The sequence below is a fragment of the Exiguobacterium sp. FD-YE-25-4 genome, assembly GCF_057004685.1.
In genome coordinates this window covers 2,571,124-2,590,448 of the sequence record NZ_CM168041.1, presented here as the reverse complement: position 1 = coordinate 2,590,448, position 19,325 = coordinate 2,571,124, and the positions used below count along the sequence as shown (strand labels likewise).

22 protein-coding genes are annotated in these 19,325 nt (G+C 53.7%); 19 read left to right on the top strand and 3 right to left on the bottom strand.

What is annotated here, in order from left to right; all coding sequences use genetic code 11:
- The first annotated feature begins 201 nt into the window (after positions 1-201).
- On the top strand, positions 202-1,857 hold the full coding sequence (locus tag AC13H5_RS13245; RefSeq protein WP_034779272.1) for a glycerol-3-phosphate dehydrogenase/oxidase: 1,656 nt from the start codon (positions 202-204) through the stop codon (positions 1,855-1,857).
- 37 nt (positions 1,858-1,894) lie between these two features.
- Here the strand turns inward: AC13H5_RS13245 and AC13H5_RS13240 are convergent, their stop codons facing one another.
- Positions 1,895-2,317, bottom strand: a complete 423-nt coding sequence (locus AC13H5_RS13240; protein WP_483545997.1) for a hypothetical protein — start codon at positions 2,315-2,317, stop codon at positions 1,895-1,897.
- Positions 2,318-2,429: 112 nt separating this feature from the next.
- Between AC13H5_RS13240 and AC13H5_RS13235 the strand changes: the two genes are divergently transcribed.
- From AC13H5_RS13235 to AC13H5_RS13195, 9 genes are all read left to right on the top strand, one after another.
- Entirely contained in the window at positions 2,430-2,780 is a 351-nt protein-coding gene (locus AC13H5_RS13235) for a YxeA family protein (protein ID WP_034779268.1), read from the top strand.
- Positions 2,781-2,860: 80 nt separating this feature from the next.
- Positions 2,861-3,220, top strand: a complete 360-nt coding sequence (locus AC13H5_RS13230; protein WP_034779266.1) for a response regulator — start codon at positions 2,861-2,863, stop codon at positions 3,218-3,220.
- 160 nt (positions 3,221-3,380) lie between these two features.
- Positions 3,381-4,235, top strand: a complete 855-nt coding sequence (gene fba, locus AC13H5_RS13225; protein ID WP_021066099.1) for a class II fructose-1,6-bisphosphate aldolase — start codon at positions 3,381-3,383, stop codon at positions 4,233-4,235.
- A gap of 98 nt (positions 4,236-4,333) precedes the next feature.
- Entirely contained in the window at positions 4,334-5,164 is an 831-nt protein-coding gene (locus AC13H5_RS13220) for a hypothetical protein (RefSeq protein WP_034779264.1), read from the top strand.
- Positions 5,165-5,243: 79 nt separating this feature from the next.
- On the top strand, positions 5,244-5,894 hold the full coding sequence (gene fsa, locus AC13H5_RS13215) for a fructose-6-phosphate aldolase (protein WP_034779261.1): 651 nt from the start codon (positions 5,244-5,246) through the stop codon (positions 5,892-5,894).
- Positions 5,895-5,920: 26 nt separating this feature from the next.
- Positions 5,921-7,174, top strand: a complete 1,254-nt coding sequence (gene murA, locus AC13H5_RS13210) for a UDP-N-acetylglucosamine 1-carboxyvinyltransferase (protein ID WP_483545996.1) — start codon at positions 5,921-5,923, stop codon at positions 7,172-7,174.
- A 17-nt stretch (positions 7,175-7,191) separates the two neighbouring features.
- On the top strand, positions 7,192-8,160 hold the full coding sequence (gene glpX / locus AC13H5_RS13205; RefSeq protein WP_029594665.1) for a class II fructose-bisphosphatase: 969 nt from the start codon (positions 7,192-7,194) through the stop codon (positions 8,158-8,160).
- 102 nt (positions 8,161-8,262) lie between these two features.
- On the top strand, positions 8,263-9,189 hold the full coding sequence (locus AC13H5_RS13200; RefSeq protein WP_483545995.1) for an ATP-binding cassette domain-containing protein: 927 nt from the start codon (positions 8,263-8,265) through the stop codon (positions 9,187-9,189).
- The gene (locus AC13H5_RS13195; RefSeq protein WP_138858765.1) at positions 9,179-9,949 is read left to right on the top strand and encodes an ABC transporter permease; all 771 of its coding nucleotides are present in this window, start codon (positions 9,179-9,181) and stop codon (positions 9,947-9,949) included. Before AC13H5_RS13200 ends, AC13H5_RS13195 begins: the two co-directional genes overlap by 11 nt.
- Before the next feature lie 10 nt (positions 9,950-9,959).
- Here AC13H5_RS13195 and AC13H5_RS13190 read toward each other — a convergent pair whose 3' ends face one another.
- Entirely contained in the window at positions 9,960-10,358 is a 399-nt protein-coding gene (locus tag AC13H5_RS13190) for a hypothetical protein (protein ID WP_214796689.1), read from the bottom strand.
- 118 nt (positions 10,359-10,476) lie between these two features.
- Between AC13H5_RS13190 and AC13H5_RS13185 the strand changes: the two genes are divergently transcribed.
- On the top strand, positions 10,477-10,974 hold the full coding sequence (locus AC13H5_RS13185; protein ID WP_483545994.1) for a DUF421 domain-containing protein: 498 nt from the start codon (positions 10,477-10,479) through the stop codon (positions 10,972-10,974).
- A 32-nt stretch (positions 10,975-11,006) separates the two neighbouring features.
- On the opposite strand, the gene AC13H5_RS13180 is transcribed toward AC13H5_RS13185, so the two are convergent.
- Positions 11,007-11,708 carry a C40 family peptidase gene (locus AC13H5_RS13180; protein ID WP_034779250.1) on the bottom strand — a complete coding sequence of 234 codons (702 nt, stop codon included), beginning with the start codon at positions 11,706-11,708 and terminating at the stop codon, positions 11,007-11,009.
- A 378-nt stretch (positions 11,709-12,086) separates the two neighbouring features.
- On the opposite strand from AC13H5_RS13180, the gene rho reads away from it, so the two are divergent.
- The 8 genes from rho (at position 12,087) to AC13H5_RS13140 (ending at position 19,324) form a co-directional block, all read left to right on the top strand.
- Positions 12,087-13,427 carry a transcription termination factor Rho gene (gene rho / locus AC13H5_RS13175; protein ID WP_214753683.1) on the top strand — a complete coding sequence of 447 codons (1,341 nt, stop codon included), beginning with the start codon at positions 12,087-12,089 and terminating at the stop codon, positions 13,425-13,427.
- A gap of 82 nt (positions 13,428-13,509) precedes the next feature.
- Positions 13,510-13,752, top strand: coding sequence for a type B 50S ribosomal protein L31 (locus tag AC13H5_RS13170; RefSeq protein ID WP_021066109.1), 243 nt, complete (start codon positions 13,510-13,512; stop codon positions 13,750-13,752).
- Positions 13,753-13,851: 99 nt separating this feature from the next.
- Complete coding sequence (locus tag AC13H5_RS13165; RefSeq protein WP_034779247.1) at positions 13,852-15,075, top strand: cation:proton antiporter; 1,224 nt, start codon at positions 13,852-13,854, stop codon at positions 15,073-15,075.
- Between the two features lie 116 nt (positions 15,076-15,191).
- Entirely contained in the window at positions 15,192-15,803 is a 612-nt protein-coding gene (locus AC13H5_RS13160; RefSeq protein WP_483545993.1) for a thymidine kinase, read from the top strand.
- Positions 15,804-15,882: 79 nt separating this feature from the next.
- Positions 15,883-16,953: a peptide chain release factor 1 gene (gene prfA / locus AC13H5_RS13155; RefSeq protein ID WP_034780138.1), complete on the top strand. Its 1,071-nt coding sequence runs from the start codon at positions 15,883-15,885 to the stop codon at positions 16,951-16,953.
- Positions 16,953-17,825: a peptide chain release factor N(5)-glutamine methyltransferase gene (prmC, locus tag AC13H5_RS13150; protein WP_483545992.1), complete on the top strand. Its 873-nt coding sequence runs from the start codon at positions 16,953-16,955 to the stop codon at positions 17,823-17,825. The genes prfA and prmC overlap by 1 nt, the downstream gene beginning before the upstream one ends.
- On the top strand, positions 17,791-18,801 hold the full coding sequence (locus tag AC13H5_RS13145; protein ID WP_138858770.1) for an L-threonylcarbamoyladenylate synthase: 1,011 nt from the start codon (positions 17,791-17,793) through the stop codon (positions 18,799-18,801). The genes prmC and AC13H5_RS13145 overlap by 35 nt, the downstream gene beginning before the upstream one ends.
- Positions 18,802-18,823: 22 nt before the next feature.
- Positions 18,824-19,324, top strand: coding sequence for a low molecular weight protein arginine phosphatase (locus AC13H5_RS13140; protein ID WP_034779240.1), 501 nt, complete (start codon positions 18,824-18,826; stop codon positions 19,322-19,324).
- Position 19,325 lies beyond the last annotated feature (1 nt).

The following is a 19,325-nucleotide window of genomic DNA, read 5'->3' as shown; positions in this document are numbered from 1 at the left end:
GCAGGACGCTTTCTGAGGAGCACGTTGCACACTTGGTGAGCGGGTCGATGGTTGAAGACGTGAGAATAGGGTATAATACAGGAGAAAAGTTGATAACCGGTTGGAGACTACAGAGAGACCACGACATGGGGGGCGAAGCCTTGTTTTGTTGTGGTCTCTTTTCATATACATCTGACCGGATTCATTATAGGAGGGGACAAGATGGAAATCAGAAATTTCTCAGCGAAAGAACGTGCCAAACGATACGAACAATTGACGGGGGAACGCCATGATATTCTCGTCGTCGGCGGAGGCATCACTGGTGCCGGGATTGCGCTCGATGCCGCATCCCGTGGGATGAAGACGGCCGTACTCGAGATGCAAGACTTCGCGGCCGGAACGTCGAGCCGCTCGACGAAACTCGTCCACGGAGGTTTACGTTATTTGAAACAGTTCGAAGTCGCACTCGTCGCCGAAGTCGGTAAAGAGCGGGCAATCGTCTATGAGAACGGGCCACACGTCACGACACCGGAGCGCATGCTGTTGCCGATGCATAAGGGCGGCACGTTCGGACCACTTTCGACCGCGGTCGGCTTGATGGTGTACGACTTCTTGGCCGGCGTCAAACGCGCAGAGCGCCGCTTGATGTTGAAACCGGATGAAGTCATTCAAAAAGCACCGCTCGTCAAAAAAGACGGTCTTGTCGGTGGCGGATATTACGTCGAATATCGGACGGATGACGCTCGGATGACGATTGAAGTTGCGAAAGAGGCGGCCAATCACGGTGCCCTCTTAATGAACTACTCGAAAGTGACCGGTCTCATCTATGAACAAGGCAAAGTCGTCGGCGTGCACGTCGAGGACCAAATCGACGGTAAGACGTATGAGGTCTATGCGAAGAAAGTCATCAATGCGACCGGACCTTGGGTCGACGTGCTCCGCGAGCAGGACGGCTCGAACAAAGGGAAGATGCTCCGCTTGACGAAAGGGATTCACCTCGTCATCGACCAATCGAAATTCCCGCTCAAGCAAGCGATTTACTTCGATACACCGGACGGACGGATGGTATTCGCGATTCCACGTGACGGCAAGGCGTACGTCGGGACGACGGACACGTTCTTCGATAAGGATAAGGCTCACCCACGTATGACGACCGAGGATCGCGACTATATTTTAGAGGCGATCCACTATATGTTCCCAGATGTCAATGTGACGGCAGACGACGTCGAGTCGAGCTGGGCCGGGATTCGTCCGCTCATCTATGAAGAAGGCAAAGACCCGTCTGAGATTTCACGTAAAGATGAGGTCTGGCAGTCAGAGAGCGGTTTGATTACGATTGCCGGCGGGAAGTTGACGGGTTACCGCAAGATGTCAGAGACAGTCGTCGATTTAGTGGCGAAACTGCTCAAACAAGAAGAAGGTATCGTCTTCCTCGCCTCGCGTACGAAGCATATGCCGATGTCGGGCGGCCATGTCGGTGGCTCGAAAGGGTTCGATGACTTCTTGACGAAGAAGAAGGCTGAACTGAAAAACCTTGGTCTCGATGACGTCAAAGCCGAGCAGCTCGTTCGTCTATACGGATCGAACATCGATCGTGTCATCGAGCGGATGGACTCGAACGCGTACGACCTTCCAGAGTACGTCTATGCACAACTCATGTACGGCATTGAAGAAGAGTCGGTCGTTCGGGCCATCGACTTCCTCGTACGCCGGACCGGGGCGATGTTCTTCGACATCGATTTCGTCCGCGACTATAAAGACGGCGTGCTCCGTTGCATGGCTGATGTCTTCAAATGGTCGGACGCTCGTCTCGCCGAAGAACGGGCCGAAGTCGAGAAAGAGATTGATCTCGCCGTTGTCCCAGTGACCGTTGAATAATGAACCAAAAGGAACCTCGCCGCGGCGAGGTTCCTTTTCATATGCCCAGTTCTTCATAGTACGCCATGATGCGTTCGTCGAGCGCCTCGACGACGTCCGGTTCGCCGAGCAAATAAAGATAAAGATATATACCGTCCTCACGGTACACTTCTGTTTCGAGTGTCAGCGTGGTCGGTCGTCCTTCGAAGATCACATCGATTGTGCCGAGCGCGTGCACGTCCGCTTCGTCGAGGTCCGGGTTAGAAGCCAGCTTTTTGATGCGGGCGATGTCACTGTCTGCGATTGGCTCATCGAACGTCTCGGACAAGACGGCGAACGTCTCCGGCAATTCCTCGAGATTGGTCTCGATGGCCGCGGCGAGCGGTGTCTCTTCTTGGTCTTCCCCGAAGACGTTCACCACAAGTGCGACCATGCTTCCAAGCGCCAAGACGAACAACACGTATAACAAATATTGTTTCATGATTTAGCTCCTATTCGTTTCATGTGTTCAGTATATCAGCGTGCCGAGTGTTTAGAAATGGGGACACGATGGTATTGAACAAGATGGAAACGAGGAGAGTGGGGGATATGCGATGAAACGAGGACTTACGATTAGTGGCATCGTTCTCATCTTATTTCTCGGCTGGCAATTCGTCGACACGAATCGGCTCTTTGCCGACGTCTACTACGCGAAAGTACCGAGTGCGGAAGTGATCGACCGAGGAACGACATACACGTATGAGATGATCGGCTATGACGAAGATGGGAAAAAACGCCCGATTACGTTCCAGGACCCGACGCGCTTGGCTGAAGGTGATTTTTTGAAAGTATATGTCAAAGATGAGGGACGGGTGACCGCGTACGAACCGGTAGCCGAGTCGGAAGTGCCGGCCCAGCTGAAGGACGAACAGACCGATGAACCGGTAGCGATACCGTTGCCTTGATTTCAAAATAGTCGCGTCGCCAAATGAAATTGGATTTGGTATGGTTAGAGTATTGCAAAATATGGAGAGAAGGTAGATGGATGTCACGGATGTTGATCGCAGACGACCAAGACGGGATTCGGTTGATGTTGGCGCAGGTGTTCCAAAACCTCGGCATTGAGGTCGACACGGCGAATGACGGACTGAGCGCTTGGGAAAAGCTTGAACAGAACGGATATGATTTAGTATTGCTCGATATGAACATGCCGCGCATGTTCGGCCATGAGGTGCTTCGAAACATGCGTCAACGAGACATTGATACCCCGGTCATGATCATGACCGCGTTCGGCGAGAAATCGACACTCGAAGAAGTGCAACGCCTGGGCATCACCGCGCAATTTGAAAAGCCGTTCGATATTTATGGCATGATTGAAAAAGTGAAAGAAGTCCTAAAAATCTAGTGATTCGTCACGAAGATGACATATGTAAACGCTTGCGCAGAGCCATTTCTATGCCCGAATAGCATAGGCACACGTTTCGACGTGTGTTATAATGGGAACGAATTGCACGGGAGCACTTTTCCCATAGTGCACAATAGCGAACAGACAGGAGGATGTCATTATGCCATTAGTATCAATGACAGAAATGCTTAACAAAGCATTCGAAGGCAAGTATGCAGTCGGCCAATTCAACATCAACAACCTCGAGTGGACGCAAGCGATTCTTCGCGCTGCGGAAGACGAGAAATCACCAGTTATCCTCGGTGTATCAGAAGGTGCAGCGAAGTACATGGGTGGCTTCACAACAGTTGTTAAAATGACTGAAGGTCTCATGCACGACTACAACATCACTGTTCCAGTTGCAATCCACCTCGACCACGGTTCATCTTTCGACAAGTGTAAAGCAGCGATCGACGCTGGTTTCACGTCTGTTATGATCGACGGTTCACACCACCCGATCGAAGAGAACATCGAAATGACGAAACAAGTCGTTGAATATGCACACGCTAAAGGCGCTTCAGTTGAAGCGGAAGTCGGCACAGTCGGCGGCGAAGAAGACGGCGTTGTCGGCGGCGTACAATACGCTGACCTCGACGAGTGTGTACGTGTCGTTAAAGAAGCGAAAGTTGACGCTCTTGCGGCAGCACTCGGTTCTGTACACGGAGAATACCAAGGCGAGCCAAAACTCGGCTTCAAAGAGATGGAAGAAATCGCAGAAGCGACTAAAACTCCACTCGTTCTTCACGGCGGTTCAGGTATTCCTGAGCACCAAATCAAAAAAGCAATCGAGCTCGGTCACAGCAAAATCAACGTTAACACAGAGTGCCAACAAGAATGGACTCGTGCCGTACGTGAGAAGCTCAACACGGACTCGAAAGTATATGACCCACGTAAAGTCATCGGCCCTGGTGTCGAAGCGATCTACAACGTCGTTACTGGCAAAATGCGTGAGTTCGGTTCAAGCAACCAAGCATAATCCTGTCACATCAGTCGGTTCTCCCTGTGAGAACCGGCTTTTTTTATTGAAACGTAAGCGGTTAGGGTACCGTATATAGATGAAAAGGGGGAGTTTGCATGAAGTATCAAGAACGTTCGACAGAATCATTTTGGCGCATTTTTTATATCGTCGGTCCCATCATTATAATTGGTATAACGTTGGCCTTTGCCGCGCTGCCGGTCATTCTCATCCTCATGAATCCGAAACCGTGGTTGATTCCGCTGTTGTCACTCACTGCACTCGGCGGTTACGGCGTGTATCGGTTCTTGCAACTGTTTCGCCAGCTGTTCTGGAAAGAGCGGCACCAATCGCACTATCAAGTGACCGCGACACATATTGAGGGGACGACGTATCGGCACGAGCCAGGTGAGTCAGTCGAGCAATCGTTCCCGCTCGATGCGATCAAGCAAGTCGTCTTCTTCCCGGCCATCGTCCGAAAGACAGAAGCGGCCATGCCGCATCCCTATAGACGACGGACGATTGAGTTGTGCCCGATGCTCGCCATCATGACCGAGGAGGATTCAATGGAAATCTTGTTCGACCAACGCGATCTCGCCGCGTTCGAACAGTGGATTCAGTATTTTATCGGAGATAGCGTGCCAGTTTTCTATACACCGAAACGGCTCTACTGGATCGGGGCGAACATCGCGACACGGCGGGAGCGGTTCGACATGCTCCGTCGACCCGAAGAAATCATCCCGTTCACGTATACAGGCAACCTCGTGACCGACGAAGAGACCGCGGTCGGACTTTGGATCGAGACGCATGGATCGGAGCGCTTGAAGAAAGGGCCGTATCAAGAGTATGAGACAAAACAAAAAAACGTGAAACGATGGACGGCAGTGGGGACGCTTGTCGGCGTTGGTTTACTCATCGGATCGATGTTCGCCATCGCCGCATTGACGTAAAGGGTGTAGCAATTCCATGACAATTTCCTCATAATAAGAAGTGTAAGCGATCACAACACCATTCGAGGAGGAATTGTACATGCGTTTTTTCATTGATACGGCAAACGTGGAAGACATCAAGAAAGCTCATCAGATGGGCGTCATCGGGGGCGTGACGACGAATCCATCGCTCGTCGCCAAAGAAGGCGTCGATTTCCATACACGGCTACGCGAAATCTGTGAGATCGTCGGGGATCTCTCAGTCAGCGCGGAAGTTATTGCGCTCGACGCAGCGGGTATGGTGGAAGAAGGAAAGGAACTTGCGGCCATCGCGCCGAATATTACTGTCAAGGTACCGATGACGCCAGCAGGCATGGAAGCGGTCAATACGTTTTCACAGCTCGGCATCAAGACGAACGTGACACTCATCTTTAACGCCAACCAAGCGTTACTTGCGGCTCGGGCCGGCGCGTCATACGTCTCGCCATTCATCGGTCGTTTGGATGATATCGGTCAAGATGGCCTCGACCTTGTCGAGACGATTGCCAATATCTTTGCCATTCATGGGATCGAGACGGAAATCATCGCGGCTTCCGTTCGCCATCCGGTTCACGCGACGAAAGCAGCCCTTCTTGGCGCTGACATCGCCACGGTACCATATAAAGTCATCGAACAGATGATGAAACATCCGCTCACTGACAAAGGGATCGAGCAATTCTTAGCGGATTGGAACAACGCTCAATCCAAATAAGTTTGTCGCAGAAAGGTTTGATCATCGTGGAAATTCTCCATATCGTAGGACAGCAAAAGCTTGAAGGAACAGTCGACATTAGCGGTGCCAAACAGAGCGCCTTGCCTTGTCTCGTCGCAGCACTGTTGACGGAAGAACCGGTGACGATTGAAAACGTCCCCGTGATCGAGGACGTCGAAGTGATGCTCAGTCTATTACAAGAACTCGGGGTCGCGATTGAACGGGACGGGGAGCGGATGACGCTTCATGCGAAAGACGCTGTCGCCATGCCGCTACTCGGCTCAGAAACGCGTAAAGTCCGAGCCGCTGTCTATTTGCTCGGGGTGTTTGCGGCTCGTTTTGGGAAAGGGGCCGTCGGGCTTCCCGGTGGATATGCGATTGGTCCACGACCGATCGATTTACATTTGAAAGCACTCGAACGTCTCGGGATTAAAGTCGAGAACGAATCGGGACTCTATCATGTGAACGCTGAAAAGTTGGAAGGGAATCGGATTTATCTCGACCTTCGTTCGTTCGGGGCGACGGTGAGCGCTATGCTCGCGGCCGTACTCGCAGACGGGACGACCGTCATCGAGAACGCGGCCATCGACCCGGAAATTGTCGACGTCGCGACGATGCTCACTTCGATGGGGGCACATGTCATCGGGGCAGGGACCGACGAGATTCGCATTAAAGGGGTCGACAAATTACACGGCTGCACGCACACACTCATTCCTGACCGCTTAGAGGCCGGGACATTTATGATTTTTGGTGCGGTGGCAGGGGAAGTGACGGTTCGAAACGTCATCCCGACCCACTTAGAAGGTGTCATCCAAAAGTTGATGGATTACGGGGCTGAAGTCGAAGTGGGCGAGGAATCGATCACAGTACGGGCGAACGCCTTCCGTCCGATCGATATTCGCGTCTTCCACTATTCGGGATATCCGACCGACCTGCAACCAATCATGTCGGCCGCGCTGTTGAAAGCAGACGGGACGAGTGTCGTCACGGATAAACTGTACGCCCAACGCTTCCGCCATATCGCGGAAATGCGACGGATGAACGCACAGATCACGCTCGAGGACGCTTCGGCCGTCATCCGTGGTGGGTCGACGCTCGCCAATGCGGAGATGGAATGTGCGGACGCACGGAGCGGGGCGGCACTCGTCTTGGCAGGACTTCAGGCGAGTGGCGAATCCACGGTGATCCATGCGGAAAAATTGAACGATTCTTATGTCGATTTCGTCGGCAAACTAAAACAACTCGGCGCCCTCGCCTGGGTCGATGAGGTGTCCGAGTAACAAAGGGGAGAATTCGGGTGGAACGTAGTTTATCAATGGAATTGGTCCGGGTCACAGAAGCGGCAGCGCTGTCTTCGGCTCGCTGGATGGGTAAAGGCTTGAAAGAAGAAGCGGACGACGCGGCGACGACCGCGATGCGTGAAGTGTTCGATACGATCCCGATGAAAGGGGTCGTCGTCATCGGTGAAGGTGAGATGGATGAGGCGCCGATGCTCTATATCGGTGAGAAAGTCGGGAATGGATACGGCTCACGTCTCGACGTCGCCGTCGACCCGCTCGAAGGGACGAGCATCGTCGCGACCGGAACGTGGGGAGCGCTCGCCGTCCTCGCTGTCGCCGATGCCGGTGATTTGCTCCACGCGCCGGACATGTACATGGACAAGATTGCCGTAGGTCCGGAAGCGGCTGGATTGATCAGTCTCGATAATTCGATTGAAGAGAATATCGCCATCGTCGCCAAGGCGAAGAACAAGAACGTCGAAGACGTCGTCGTGACGATCTTACATCGTGACCGTCACGAAGAGATGATTCAACGCGTCCGGGCGACGGGTGCTCGCATCAAGTTGATTCCAGACGGTGACGTGGCCGCGGCCATCAACACGGCGTTCCCGAAAACGGGGGTCGATTTGTTGCTCGGTTCGGGCGGAGCGCCGGAAGGCGTCATCGCGGCCGTCGCGATGAAGTGCCTCGGCGGTGATTTCCAAGGCCGTCTGCTTCCTGAAGACGAAGCCCAAGAGAAGCGTTGCCAAGACATGGGCATCGCCGACACGGGCCGGATTTTGCTTCTAGACGACCTCGTCAAAGGTGAAGACTGCATCTTCGCGGCGACGGGCGTGACGGACGGGGAGTTGCTCCGCGGCGTACAGTTCACCGGACAGGGCGGTCAGACGCACTCGGTCGTCATGCGTGCCAAGTCAGGGACGGTCCGCTTCGTCGAAGGCATCCACTCCTTGAAGAAAAAACCAAAAATGGTCATGAAACCTTAATTCTCTCGAGTCGCGGACGTGATGTCCGCGGCTTTTTTGATGTGTTCCTACATATTTATAATGCACGCAGAACGGGAAAGGAAGGGCAGGAGGTGTGTGAGGATGATTGAAGTGGAGTCACTCGTCAAGACGTACGGAGATGTCCCTGCCGTCGATGGCATCTCGTTCTCGGTCCAGGAAGGGGAAATCTTCGCATTTTTAGGACCGAACGGGGCCGGGAAGTCGACGACCGTGCAAATGTTGACGACACTCGTCCGTCCGACCGAGGGTAAGGCGCGGGTGAACGGATTCGATGTCGTCAAACAAGAGAAAGACGTTCGCCTATCGATTGGGGTCGCCCTACAAGAGACCGGGATCGACAAAGTATTGACCGGGCGGGAACTGCTCGTCTTGCAAGGGCGGTTGTTCAAGATGACGAAACAAGAGGCGGAGACGCGCGCCGAGGAACTGCTCCGTGTCGTCTCGCTCACCGAGGCGGCCGACCGGAGAAGCGGCACGTATTCGGGCGGGATGCGGCGCCGTCTCGATTTGGCGCTCACGCTCGTCCATCGACCGACCGTCTTGTTTTTAGATGAACCGACGACCGGGCTCGATCCCGCGAGCCGCATCGAGATTTGGAACGAGGTTCGACGGCTCAACGAGGAGTTCGGCACGACGATTTTCTTGACGACCCAGTACTTAGAAGAAGCTGATGAACTGGCCGACCGGATCGCCATCATCAATCATGGGAAAATCGTCAGTGAAGGGACGGCCGAAGCGTTGAAACGACTCGTCGGCGGCGAGACGATTGCGATGACGTTTCACAGCAATCAAGAAGCGGCCGCAGCCGCTGCGCTGTTCGGTCATGCGGCGACCGGGCAACACGTGGCGTTCGAGCTCGTCGACCATACGTTGATGGAAGTCGTGCGCCAACTCGATGAGCGTTCGCTTCAACCGGAACGTTTGACCGTGAAGCAACCGTCGCTCGACGACGTCTTTTTGAAAGTGACCGGCGAGTCATACGAAGGAGGTGTGCCCGATGTGGACTGAGACATGGCTCTTCACGAAACGGAGTCTCGTCACGACGATTCGAAATCCGTTCTCATTCATCCCGAACTTGATCATCTCGGTGTTCTTCTTACTGGTTTACACGAGCGGACTGTCGAGTGTCGCTTCGCTTCCTCAGTTTGATGGGAGCGCCTATTTGAACTTCATCTTGCCCGTCTCCATCGTCTCAGGGGCGGTCGGTGGGGCCGGTGGGACGGGACAAGCGCTCGTCCGTGATATCGAGAGCGGGTACTTCGCCCGGTTGCTCCTCACGCCAGCGACGCGGACGGCAATCGTGCTCGGACCGATGATCGCCGGCATGTTGCAACTGCTGGTTCAGACACTCCTCATTTTCGGCGTCGCGTTCTTGCTCGGCTTGTCGATTCCGGTCGGTCTGCCTGGCTTTTTGTTCACGGTGTTGCTCGCCATCGGGTTCGGTCTTGGCTTTGCCGGGTATTCGGTCGGTGTCGCGCTGAAAACACGGAACGCTCAGGCTGCCCAGGCCGGGACGCTCTTGTTCTTCCCGCTCATCTTCTTGTCGACGACGTTCGTCCCGAAAGAGTTGATTGAGGCCGAGTGGCTGAAAGTGGCGGCGACGTTCAATCCGACGACGTATATTTTTGAAGGGATGCGTGCCGTCTTGACGCAACCAACGATCGATTGGAGCGCCTTATCGGCTGGACTTGCCGTCGCCGGGGCGATGAGCGTCATCATGGTCGTATTCGCAGCGACGAATGCGCGCGGCGCCTTAAAACAAAAATGACGAGCAGGGTTTAACCCCGCTCGTCCTGGTCGATCATAAACGTGACAATCAAAAACAGAATGAAACTGATCAATGAGACCGTGCCCCCGATAATGAAATAGACGAGGGTGACGGTCTCATTCCATTGGAACGGGTTCATCGTATAGAGCCACATTCCGCTCGTCAATCCGATTGATCCGATGACAGCCGTCCATCCGTGAATCGTGACGAGTAATTGGTTCCGGACCGCATACAAGCGATAGAAGACGCCCCAGGCGAAGACCGATAGCCAACCGGCGAGCAAGATATGGGCATGAATCGGACGAAAGGCATAACTGCCGGCACCGGACATATGCGACCCGAGCGCCGTCCCGATGACGCCGAACAGCGCAGCGAGGCGAATCAAACGAAGACTCCAAATCTTTTCCATGACGTAGAACAACTCCTTCAAGGTGATGGCTCCATCGTAGCGAATCCAGATGAACGGAAGATGAACAGGGATTGAATCGATGCGCTTCGTGGAACAGCAGTAGAGAAGGAGGGAGACGATGGACCAACTGCGAACGATGCTACAAATCATACTGACCGGGGTGGGAGCCTATTTGGCGATCATCCTCATCTTGCGCGTCTCCGGCAAGCGGACACTCGCCAAAATGAACGCTTTCGATTTTATCGTCACCGTGGCGCTCGGATCAATTTTGGCGACGACACTCACGAGTCGCCAGACGCCGCTGCTGAACGGACTGACCGCGTTTGCGACGCTTGTGTTCATGCAATACGTCATGGCCAAATTGGCGACCCGCTCGAAACGTGTGAATCAACTGATCAAGTCGACGCCGGCACTGCTTTACTATGACGGGGCATATTTAGAGGAAACGATGCGCCGGGAACGGGTGCTCGAGATCGAAGTGTTGCAGGCGATTCGATCGAGCGGGACGGATTTCGAACAAGTCGAGGCTGTCGTCTTGGAGACGGATGGGACGTTCTCGGTGTTGACGAGCACGGATACGGTATTACGAAACGTTGAGACGAAAAAAACGACCTAGTTCCTATGAACCGGGTCGTTTGATCGTTTGAATTAGAGGTACGTGCCTGCACCGACATAACGTGGTGCCCAGTAACCTGATGTGAAGCTCGCGTATTTCACGCCGCCAGTTTCAGAGTTGATCATTTGTGTTTTGCTGAGTGCCATTCCAACGTGTTGGATCGTGCGGCCGTTGTGTGAGAAGAACACGAGGTCGCCGGCTTGAATCGCTGACTTCGAAACTTTTTTCGAGTTTGCGTATTGCGAACGTGAATCACGTGGGATCGATTTGTTGATGGCTTTCTTGTAGACATGACCTGTGTAACCTGAGCAGTCAAATCCTGAAGTTGTCGTTCCGCCGTAACGGTAAGGTGTACCAAGGTACTTCTTCGACTCGGCGACGAGTTTCGTACGAGCGCTTGATGTAGAAGACGTTGTTACTTTCTTCGCAGTCGCTGTTTTCGTGTTTGGCTTCAAGTACGTATATGTCGATGAAGCTGAGATATAACGGTGAGACCCTTTGTAGTTGATTTTGTAGAACGAACCAACTTTACCGAGGTATGTATAGCGTTGGCCTTTGTTCATCGTTGTCGTGACTTTCGATTTGAGCGACGGTGCTGTGCGGATGTTCAAGCCGTTAACTTTCGAGTAAGCGAATGTTCCAGTAGCGGCTTCTGCTTGTTCACCTGTTGTGAAAGCAAGACCCGAGAAAGCGAGAGTGGCAGCGACAATGATAGATGCGAAACGCTTTAACATAATATAGTTCCCTCCGTTTTTTAAAATAAAACCCTAAGTGGCTGTATATGATCGATGTGTATAAACAAGATTAGAGCACAAGTTACGTATGTTACCCGGTTTCCTGTGCAAATAAACTATATCATGCGCAAGACCGATGGCATTTTTCAATCGCGAGACAAAAACGGTTTTCTTGTAACATATTTGAAACAATATGCGAGAATAGAGACTTGTTTGTTACATAGAAAGGAAAAAGACTGTTATGTTTTCAACAACAGGGGAATAGACTGTCATGAAGCCGTTTTTCAAACAGTGACGGCTCGACAAAATTGTGATTAGATGAATGAGGATTGAACGTTTATTTTTGAAATATAGAATCATGAAAGACAGGTGACTTGAATGAGTCAAGCGACAGAACCGGCTAAAAATTACACGCTTCGGGAACTCGAGACGAAGACGTTGAAAGAATTATATGAGATCGCGAAAGAAGTGAACGTGCCCCAATATCGAGAGGCGCGCAAGCGCGAGCTCATGTTTCGGATTTTAAAATCACAGGCTGAATCGAAAGATCTTTATTTCCTCGAAGGCATCCTTGAGATCATCCCGCCAAACCCGCAGTCCCAAAATGATGGAGGCTTCGGTTTCCTCCGACCGATCAACTACTCTCAATCGTCTGAAGACATCTACATCGCCGCCTCGCAAATCCGGCGCTTTAATCTTCGCAACGGGGACCTCGTGACGGGGAAAGTCCGGAAACCGAAAGAGAATGAACGGTTCCAAGGGCTGCTCAGTGTCGAAGCGGTCAACGGTGAGACGACCGACTCGACTCGGAATCGGGATTACTTCCCGGCGCTCACGCCGATTTACCCGGAACAGCAGATGGTGCTCGAGACAGAGCCGAATCACTTGTCGGTCCGCGTCATGGACATGATCGCGCCTGTCGGATTTGGACAGCGTGGGTTGATTGTCGCCCCGCCGAAAGCCGGGAAGACATCGCTTTTAAAAGAGATTGCCAACTCGATCACGACGAACCATCCGAACGTCGAGTTGATCATTCTCTTGATTGACGAGCGGCCAGAAGAAGTGACGGACATCCAGCGCTCGGTGCCGGGCGCAGATGTCGCCTACTCGACGTTTGATGAGACACCGGAGAACCACGCCCGGATTTCAGAGCTCGTCTTAGAGCGGGCGATGCGTCTCGTGGAACACAAGAAGGATGTCGTCATTCTGCTCGACTCGATCACGCGTCTGACACGAGCGTATAACTTGTCTGTCCCACCGAGCGGACGGACGCTTTCCGGCGGAATCGACCCGGCCGCGTTCCATAAACCGAAGAAGTTCTTCGGGGCGGCCCGTAACATCGAGGACGGCGGCAGTTTGACGATCCTCGGTACGGCGCTCGTTGACACAGGGTCACGCATGGACGACGTCATCTATGAAGAGTTCAAAGGGACGGGCAACATGGAGCTCCATCTCGACCGGAAGCTCGCGGAACGCCGAATCTTCCCGGCCATCGACATCCGTCGTTCGGGAACGCGCAAGGAAGAATTACTGCTCGGCAAAGGCGAGCTCGACTCGCTTTGGACGATTCGACGGACGATGAACGAGTCGCCAGATTTCGTCGATCAGTTCTTGCGGCGGGTCCGCGAAACGAAAACGAACCTCGACTTTTTTGCGGCGCTTGAGGCCGATAAGAAAAAGAGTCGACGCCCGGTGAAAAAAACGAAAACAGACTTGTAAATCCGTGAGCCGGGTGCTATTATATTCTAGTGAACTTTCTCTAGGTTGAAAGAATACTTAGGGCCGAAGGAGTTGAAAAGCAATGAAACAAGGAATCCACCCAGAATACCGTAAAGTCGTATTCATGGACTCGACGACTGAGTTCAAATTCATCTCTGGTTCGACTCGTTACTCTAACGAGACAATCACGATGGAAGATGGTAACGAATACCCACTCATCCGTGTCGATGTATCTTCTGACTCGCACCCGTTCTACACAGGTCGCCAGAAATTCGCATCTGCAGACGGTCGTATCGAGCGCTTCAACAAGAAGTACCAACGTTAATCGTCAACTTGTATGCACACCGCTTAGGGATTGCCCTTGGCGGTTTTTTGTTGTCTTCTGATGGGTAAAGAGACGAAAGACTGACGTGAGGGGGCTTTTATGGAATTCATACTGATTAGTATCAGTTTATTGATTGGCGTCGGTATTCTGTCACAATGGTTGGCCTGGCGCTATCAAATCCCGGCCATCATCGTCATGACGGTCGCCGGTGTACTGGCCGGGCCGATGCTCGGATTGTTCGACCCGCGAGAACTGCTCGGTGAACTGTATAGCCCGATCATTTCTTTTGCCGTCGCTATCATCTTGTTTGAAGGGAGCCTCGGCCTCCATTTCAGTGAAATCAATCAATTTCGCCGCTCCATCGTCCGCATCGTGACGATCGGGGTGACGCTGTCGTTCGTCGGGGCCTCACTGTTGATTCAATACGTCGGAGGTCTCCATTGGGTTGTCGCTTGGACGATGGGCGCACTTTTCGTCGTCACCGGTCCGACGGTCGTCATCCCGTTATTGCGCCAAGCGCATTTAAAGGATCGGGTCGGTGCCATTTTGAAATGGGAAGGAATCATCGTTGACCCGGTCGGCGCCCTGCTCGGCTTGTTCGTCATCCGCATCGGTTATATCGTCTATGAAGGAATGGACTTGTGGATGCAACTCTTGTTCGCGGGCGCTTGCCTCGTCGGCATCGGTCTCGGTTACTTGTTCGGGCACGTGTTGATGGGCTGGTTTGTCGGTGAGAAAATCCCTCGCTATCTCCGGGCCTCGGTCACGTTGACGGCCGTCTTGATCTTGTTCTCATTGAGTGAATTCATGATGCACGAAGTCGGTCTGCTCGCCGTGACGGCGATGGGAATGACGATGGCGAACACGAAACATCGGGATGAGGAAATCATCGAGGAGTTGCAATCATTTAAAGAGGACATCTCAATCTTGCTCATCTCGTCGGTGTTCATCCTGTTGACGGCGTCGTTATCACGCGATGAACTGCTCAACATCTTCCAATGGCCGCTTCTTTTGACGATTGCCGGCATTTTGTTTCTCGTTCGTCCGCTCGCGATTTATGGATCGACGATCGGCGTCGGGCTTCCGCTCAGCGAACGTGGTTTCATCGGATGGATTGCACCTCGTGGAATCGTCGCCATGACAGTCGCCGGTTTCTTCGCAGAAGAAGTGGCGCATCTCGGGATTGACGACGCGTCGCAAATGCTACCGCTCACAATCGGACTGGTCTTTATTTCTGTGACACTACACGGGCTGACGATTCGACCGCTCGCTCGAAAATTGCATTTGATTGATAATAAAAAAGAAGAAGCGGCAGACGAATGAAGCGAAATCGGGACGGGAGCATGCCGTTCCGATTTTTGTCAGAAGTCAACCCTTTTCCTGTGACCGAAAGATGGTTATAATCGGAAAGCGATTAACGAAGGAGAGGGCGAAGTAGAATGATGCATGTGACGAACCGTTACGGTTGGATAGAAGTGATTTGTGGGAGTATGTTTTCTGGGAAATCGGAGGAACTGATCCGCCGTGTCCGTCGGGCGCATTACGGGAAAATCCCTGTCCAAGTGTTCAAACCGGCGATTGACGACCGTTACCATGAGGAAAACGTCGTTTCCCACAGCGGCAATTCGGTCGTGGCCGTACCGATTCAATCGAGTCAAGATTTGTACGATGCGGTGCACGAAGAGACGCAAGTCATCGCCATCGACGAGGTTCAGTTCTTCGACGAAGGGATCGTCGATGTGATTGAGCAATTGGCGTCAGAAGACAAACGTGTCATCTGCGCTGGACTCGACATGGACTTCCGAGGCGAGCCGTTCACAATGATGCCGGAACTGTTGTCACGTGCCGAATTCGTCACGAAACTGCAGGCAATCTGTCTGTCATGCGGGGCGCCGGCTTCCCGGACGCAACGATTGATTGACGGGGAACCGGCCCGTTTCGAGGATCCGGTCATCTTGGTCGGTGCCTCGGAGTCGTATGAGCCGCGTTGCCGCCATTGTCATGACGTCCCGAATAAACCACGCCCAGTCCGCCATACAGTGGCCGACTGACGTCCACGGACCGCCCTCGGCGGTTCGTTTTTTGCTATAATGAAGACAGTTCGATTTGACGGAGAAAGGACGGATCATCATGTTTGACCGTTTGAGCGTATTAGAAGAACGCTATATGCAATTAAATGAGATGCTCGCTGACCCTGAAGTGCTCAGCGATGCGAATAAATTACGACAGTATTCAAAAGAACAGTCCCAACTCGAGGAGACGGTACAGGCATATCGCCACTATAAAGAAACGAGCACGGCGTATAAAGAAGCGAAACTCATGCTTGAAGACCGCACACTCGATGCCGACATGCGGGAGCTCGCCAAAGAAGAGATGGCGCTCCTCGAGCCGGAAGTGAAGGCGCTCGAGGCGAAACTTCGCGTCTTGCTGTTGCCGAAAGACCCGAACGACGACAAGAACGTCATCGTCGAGATTCGCGGAGCGGCCGGTGGGGACGAAGCGGCACTGTTCGCAGTCGACCTGTACAAGATGTACACGCGTTTCGCCGAGCGGCAGAACTGGAAGACCGAATTGATCGACGCCAACTATACAGAACTCGGCGGCTTCAAAGAAGTGACGTTCCTAATCAACGGGACCGGCGCCTACTCGAAATTGAAGTTCGAGAATGGGGCGCATCGGGTTCAACGCGTCCCATCGACCGAGTCGGGCGGACGCATCCATACATCGACGGCGACCGTCGCGGTATTGCCGGAAGCCGAAGACGTCGAAGTGCATATCGATATGAAAGACGTCCGTGTCGACACGTTCACGTCCTCCGGACCAGGGGGCCAGTCGGTCAACACGACCCAATCGGCCGTGCGGTTGACGCACATTCCCTCGGGACTCGTCGTCTCATGTCAGGATGAGAAGTCGCAACATAAGAATAAAGACAAAGCACTCAAAGTGCTCCGGGCTCGGCTCTATGACAAGATGCAGAGCGAACACCTCGAAGAACTGTCAGCGCAGCGCAAGTCTGCCGTCGGGACAGGGGACCGCTCGGAGCGGATTCGGACGTATAACTTCCCACAGAGCCGCGTGACCGATCACCGCATCGGACTCACGCTTCAAAAGCTCGACCGCGTCCTCGCTGGGGAACTCGAGGATATCATCGATGCCCTCGTCATGGACGAGCAGGCCCGTCTCATGGAGGACGTGGACTGATGCGAATCGCCGCGAGATTGAAGCAAGCGGAGCGGGAACTTCTTGACGCGGGGCGCGATGCCTCGACCGCGGAGTGGTGGCTCATGCACGTCCTTGACGTCGACCGGACGGGACTGCTCATCCGTTTATCCGACGAATTGACAGATGATGAGGAATCTAAATTCCGAACAGGATTCGAGCGCCTGCTCGCAGGCGAGCCGGTCCAGCATTTGATTGGTCACGCCCCGTTTTACGGGCGGATGTTCGAGGTCAATCGGGACGTCTTGATTCCGCGCCCGGAAACGGAAGAGTTGATCGAATGGGTCGTTGAGCACGTGACCGACGTGGCCGATGATGACATCGTCGATATCGGGACCGGCAGCGGGGCCATCGCCGTCACGCTAAGTCTCGAACTCGGTGTCCGCGTCCAGACGGTCGATATTTCCCGGGAAGCGATTGCTGTCGCCAAGCGGAACGCAACAGCGCTCGGGGCGGACGTGTCCTTCCATGAAGGTGATTGCCTCGCCCCGATTGCCGACGACTCGATTCGTGTGCTCGTCTCAAATCCGCCCTATATCGAGGCCGACGAACTGCTCGATGAGACGGTCGCAGGCTATGAGCCGCACCTCGCCTTGTTCGGAGGAGCAGACGGGCTCGATTTTTATCGGAAGATTATCGCCGACTCGATGCGCGTCTTGTGTGCCGATTGGCAATTGATTGCATTTGAAATCGGGTATAATCAAGGACAAGTTGTGAAATCGTACCTGTCCGAACGTTATCCTGAAGCAGAAACGGGTATTTTAAAAGATATAAACGGCAAAGACCGAATCGTCTACGCCGTGAGGGAAGGGATTGCGCATGGAAACGAAATGGATCAAGCCGACAGAAGTTGAGGAAGGGGTACGTCTCTTGCAGGCGGGCGAGGTGATCGCCATGCCGACGGAGACCGTCTACGGACTCGCCGGAGACGCGACGAACGACGTCGCCATCAAAAAGATTTTCGAGGCGAAAGGAAGACCGTCGGACAACCCGCTCATCGTCCACGTGGCCTCGGTCGAACAGGCCGAGCATTTCGCGCAAACCATCCCGCCGGTCGCCAGACGCTTGATGGAAGCGTTTTGGCCTGGTGCCTTGACCATCATCTTACCGTCGAACGGCCGAGCGTCTTCGTTCGTGACGGCTGGTCTTGATTCGATCGGACTCAGAATGCCGAATCATCCGGCCGCGCTGGAATTGATTCGTACGTCCGGTCTTGGACTGGCGGCACCGAGCGCGAACCGTTCTGGACGTCCATCACCGACGTCAGCCCGGCACGTGGCAGATGATTTGACTGGCCGGATCGCGGGTATTATGGATGGGGGACCGACAGGCATCGGTGTCGAATCGACCGTGATCGACTGCACGACGGAGCCGGCGATGATTTTACGTCCGGGCGGCGTGACGAAAGAAGCGATTGAGGCGGTCATCGGCCCGGTCATTCTCGATGCCAACTTGAGCGATGAAGCAGCTGCGCCACGATCACCAGGAATGAAGTACACCCATTACGCCCCGAGCGCCCCTCTTTATTTAGTCGAAGGAGGACGCGATGACCTCGTCCGTGTCATCACGACACGACAGGCGACGGGCAAGCGAGTTGGCGCACTCGTATTCGATGAAGCGACGACCCCGGCGGACGTCACTCTCTCCCTCGGTATTTCGATGGAGACAGCGGCCCAGCGTTTGTATGAGGCGTTGCGAAAGTTTGATGAGACGGATGTAGAAGAGATTTACGTGAATCGGATTGAACCGACGGGAGTCGCTCTTGCCGTATATAACCGCCTCTACAAGGCGGCAGGCGGTAAAGTCATCCGTCCACAGGAAGAGGCTTAAGGACATAGAGGAGGATCACGCGATGTCAATGAAACGCGTATTATTCATATGTAGTGGGAACACATGCCGAAGCCCGATGGCGATGGCCCTGCTCCGCTCGAAAGTGACGGGGGACGAGTTCGATATTCGTTCGGCCGGGCTGCGGACGATGCAAGGGTTCGACGCCTCAGAAAATGCACTCCAAGTGTTGCGTGAACGAGGAATTGAGCTCGATCACGTGACCCAGACATTCGACGACGTCCTCGGACGTTGGGCGGACGTCATCTTGACGATGACACGGGCGCATCGTGAACAGATTCGGGACACGTACCCGGATTTGGCCGACCGCACGTTCACGTTATACGAGTTCGTCACCGGACTCGAGCGCGACATCAATGACCCGTTCGGAGGGTCGATGAACGTCTACCGCCAAGTCCGAAACGAACTCGAACCACTCGTGAATCGACTTGTGCTAAAATTGACGAATGACGGGTCAAAGGTGACAAAACCACCGAGACGCCTACCAAAGAAGACGGGGGAATGAA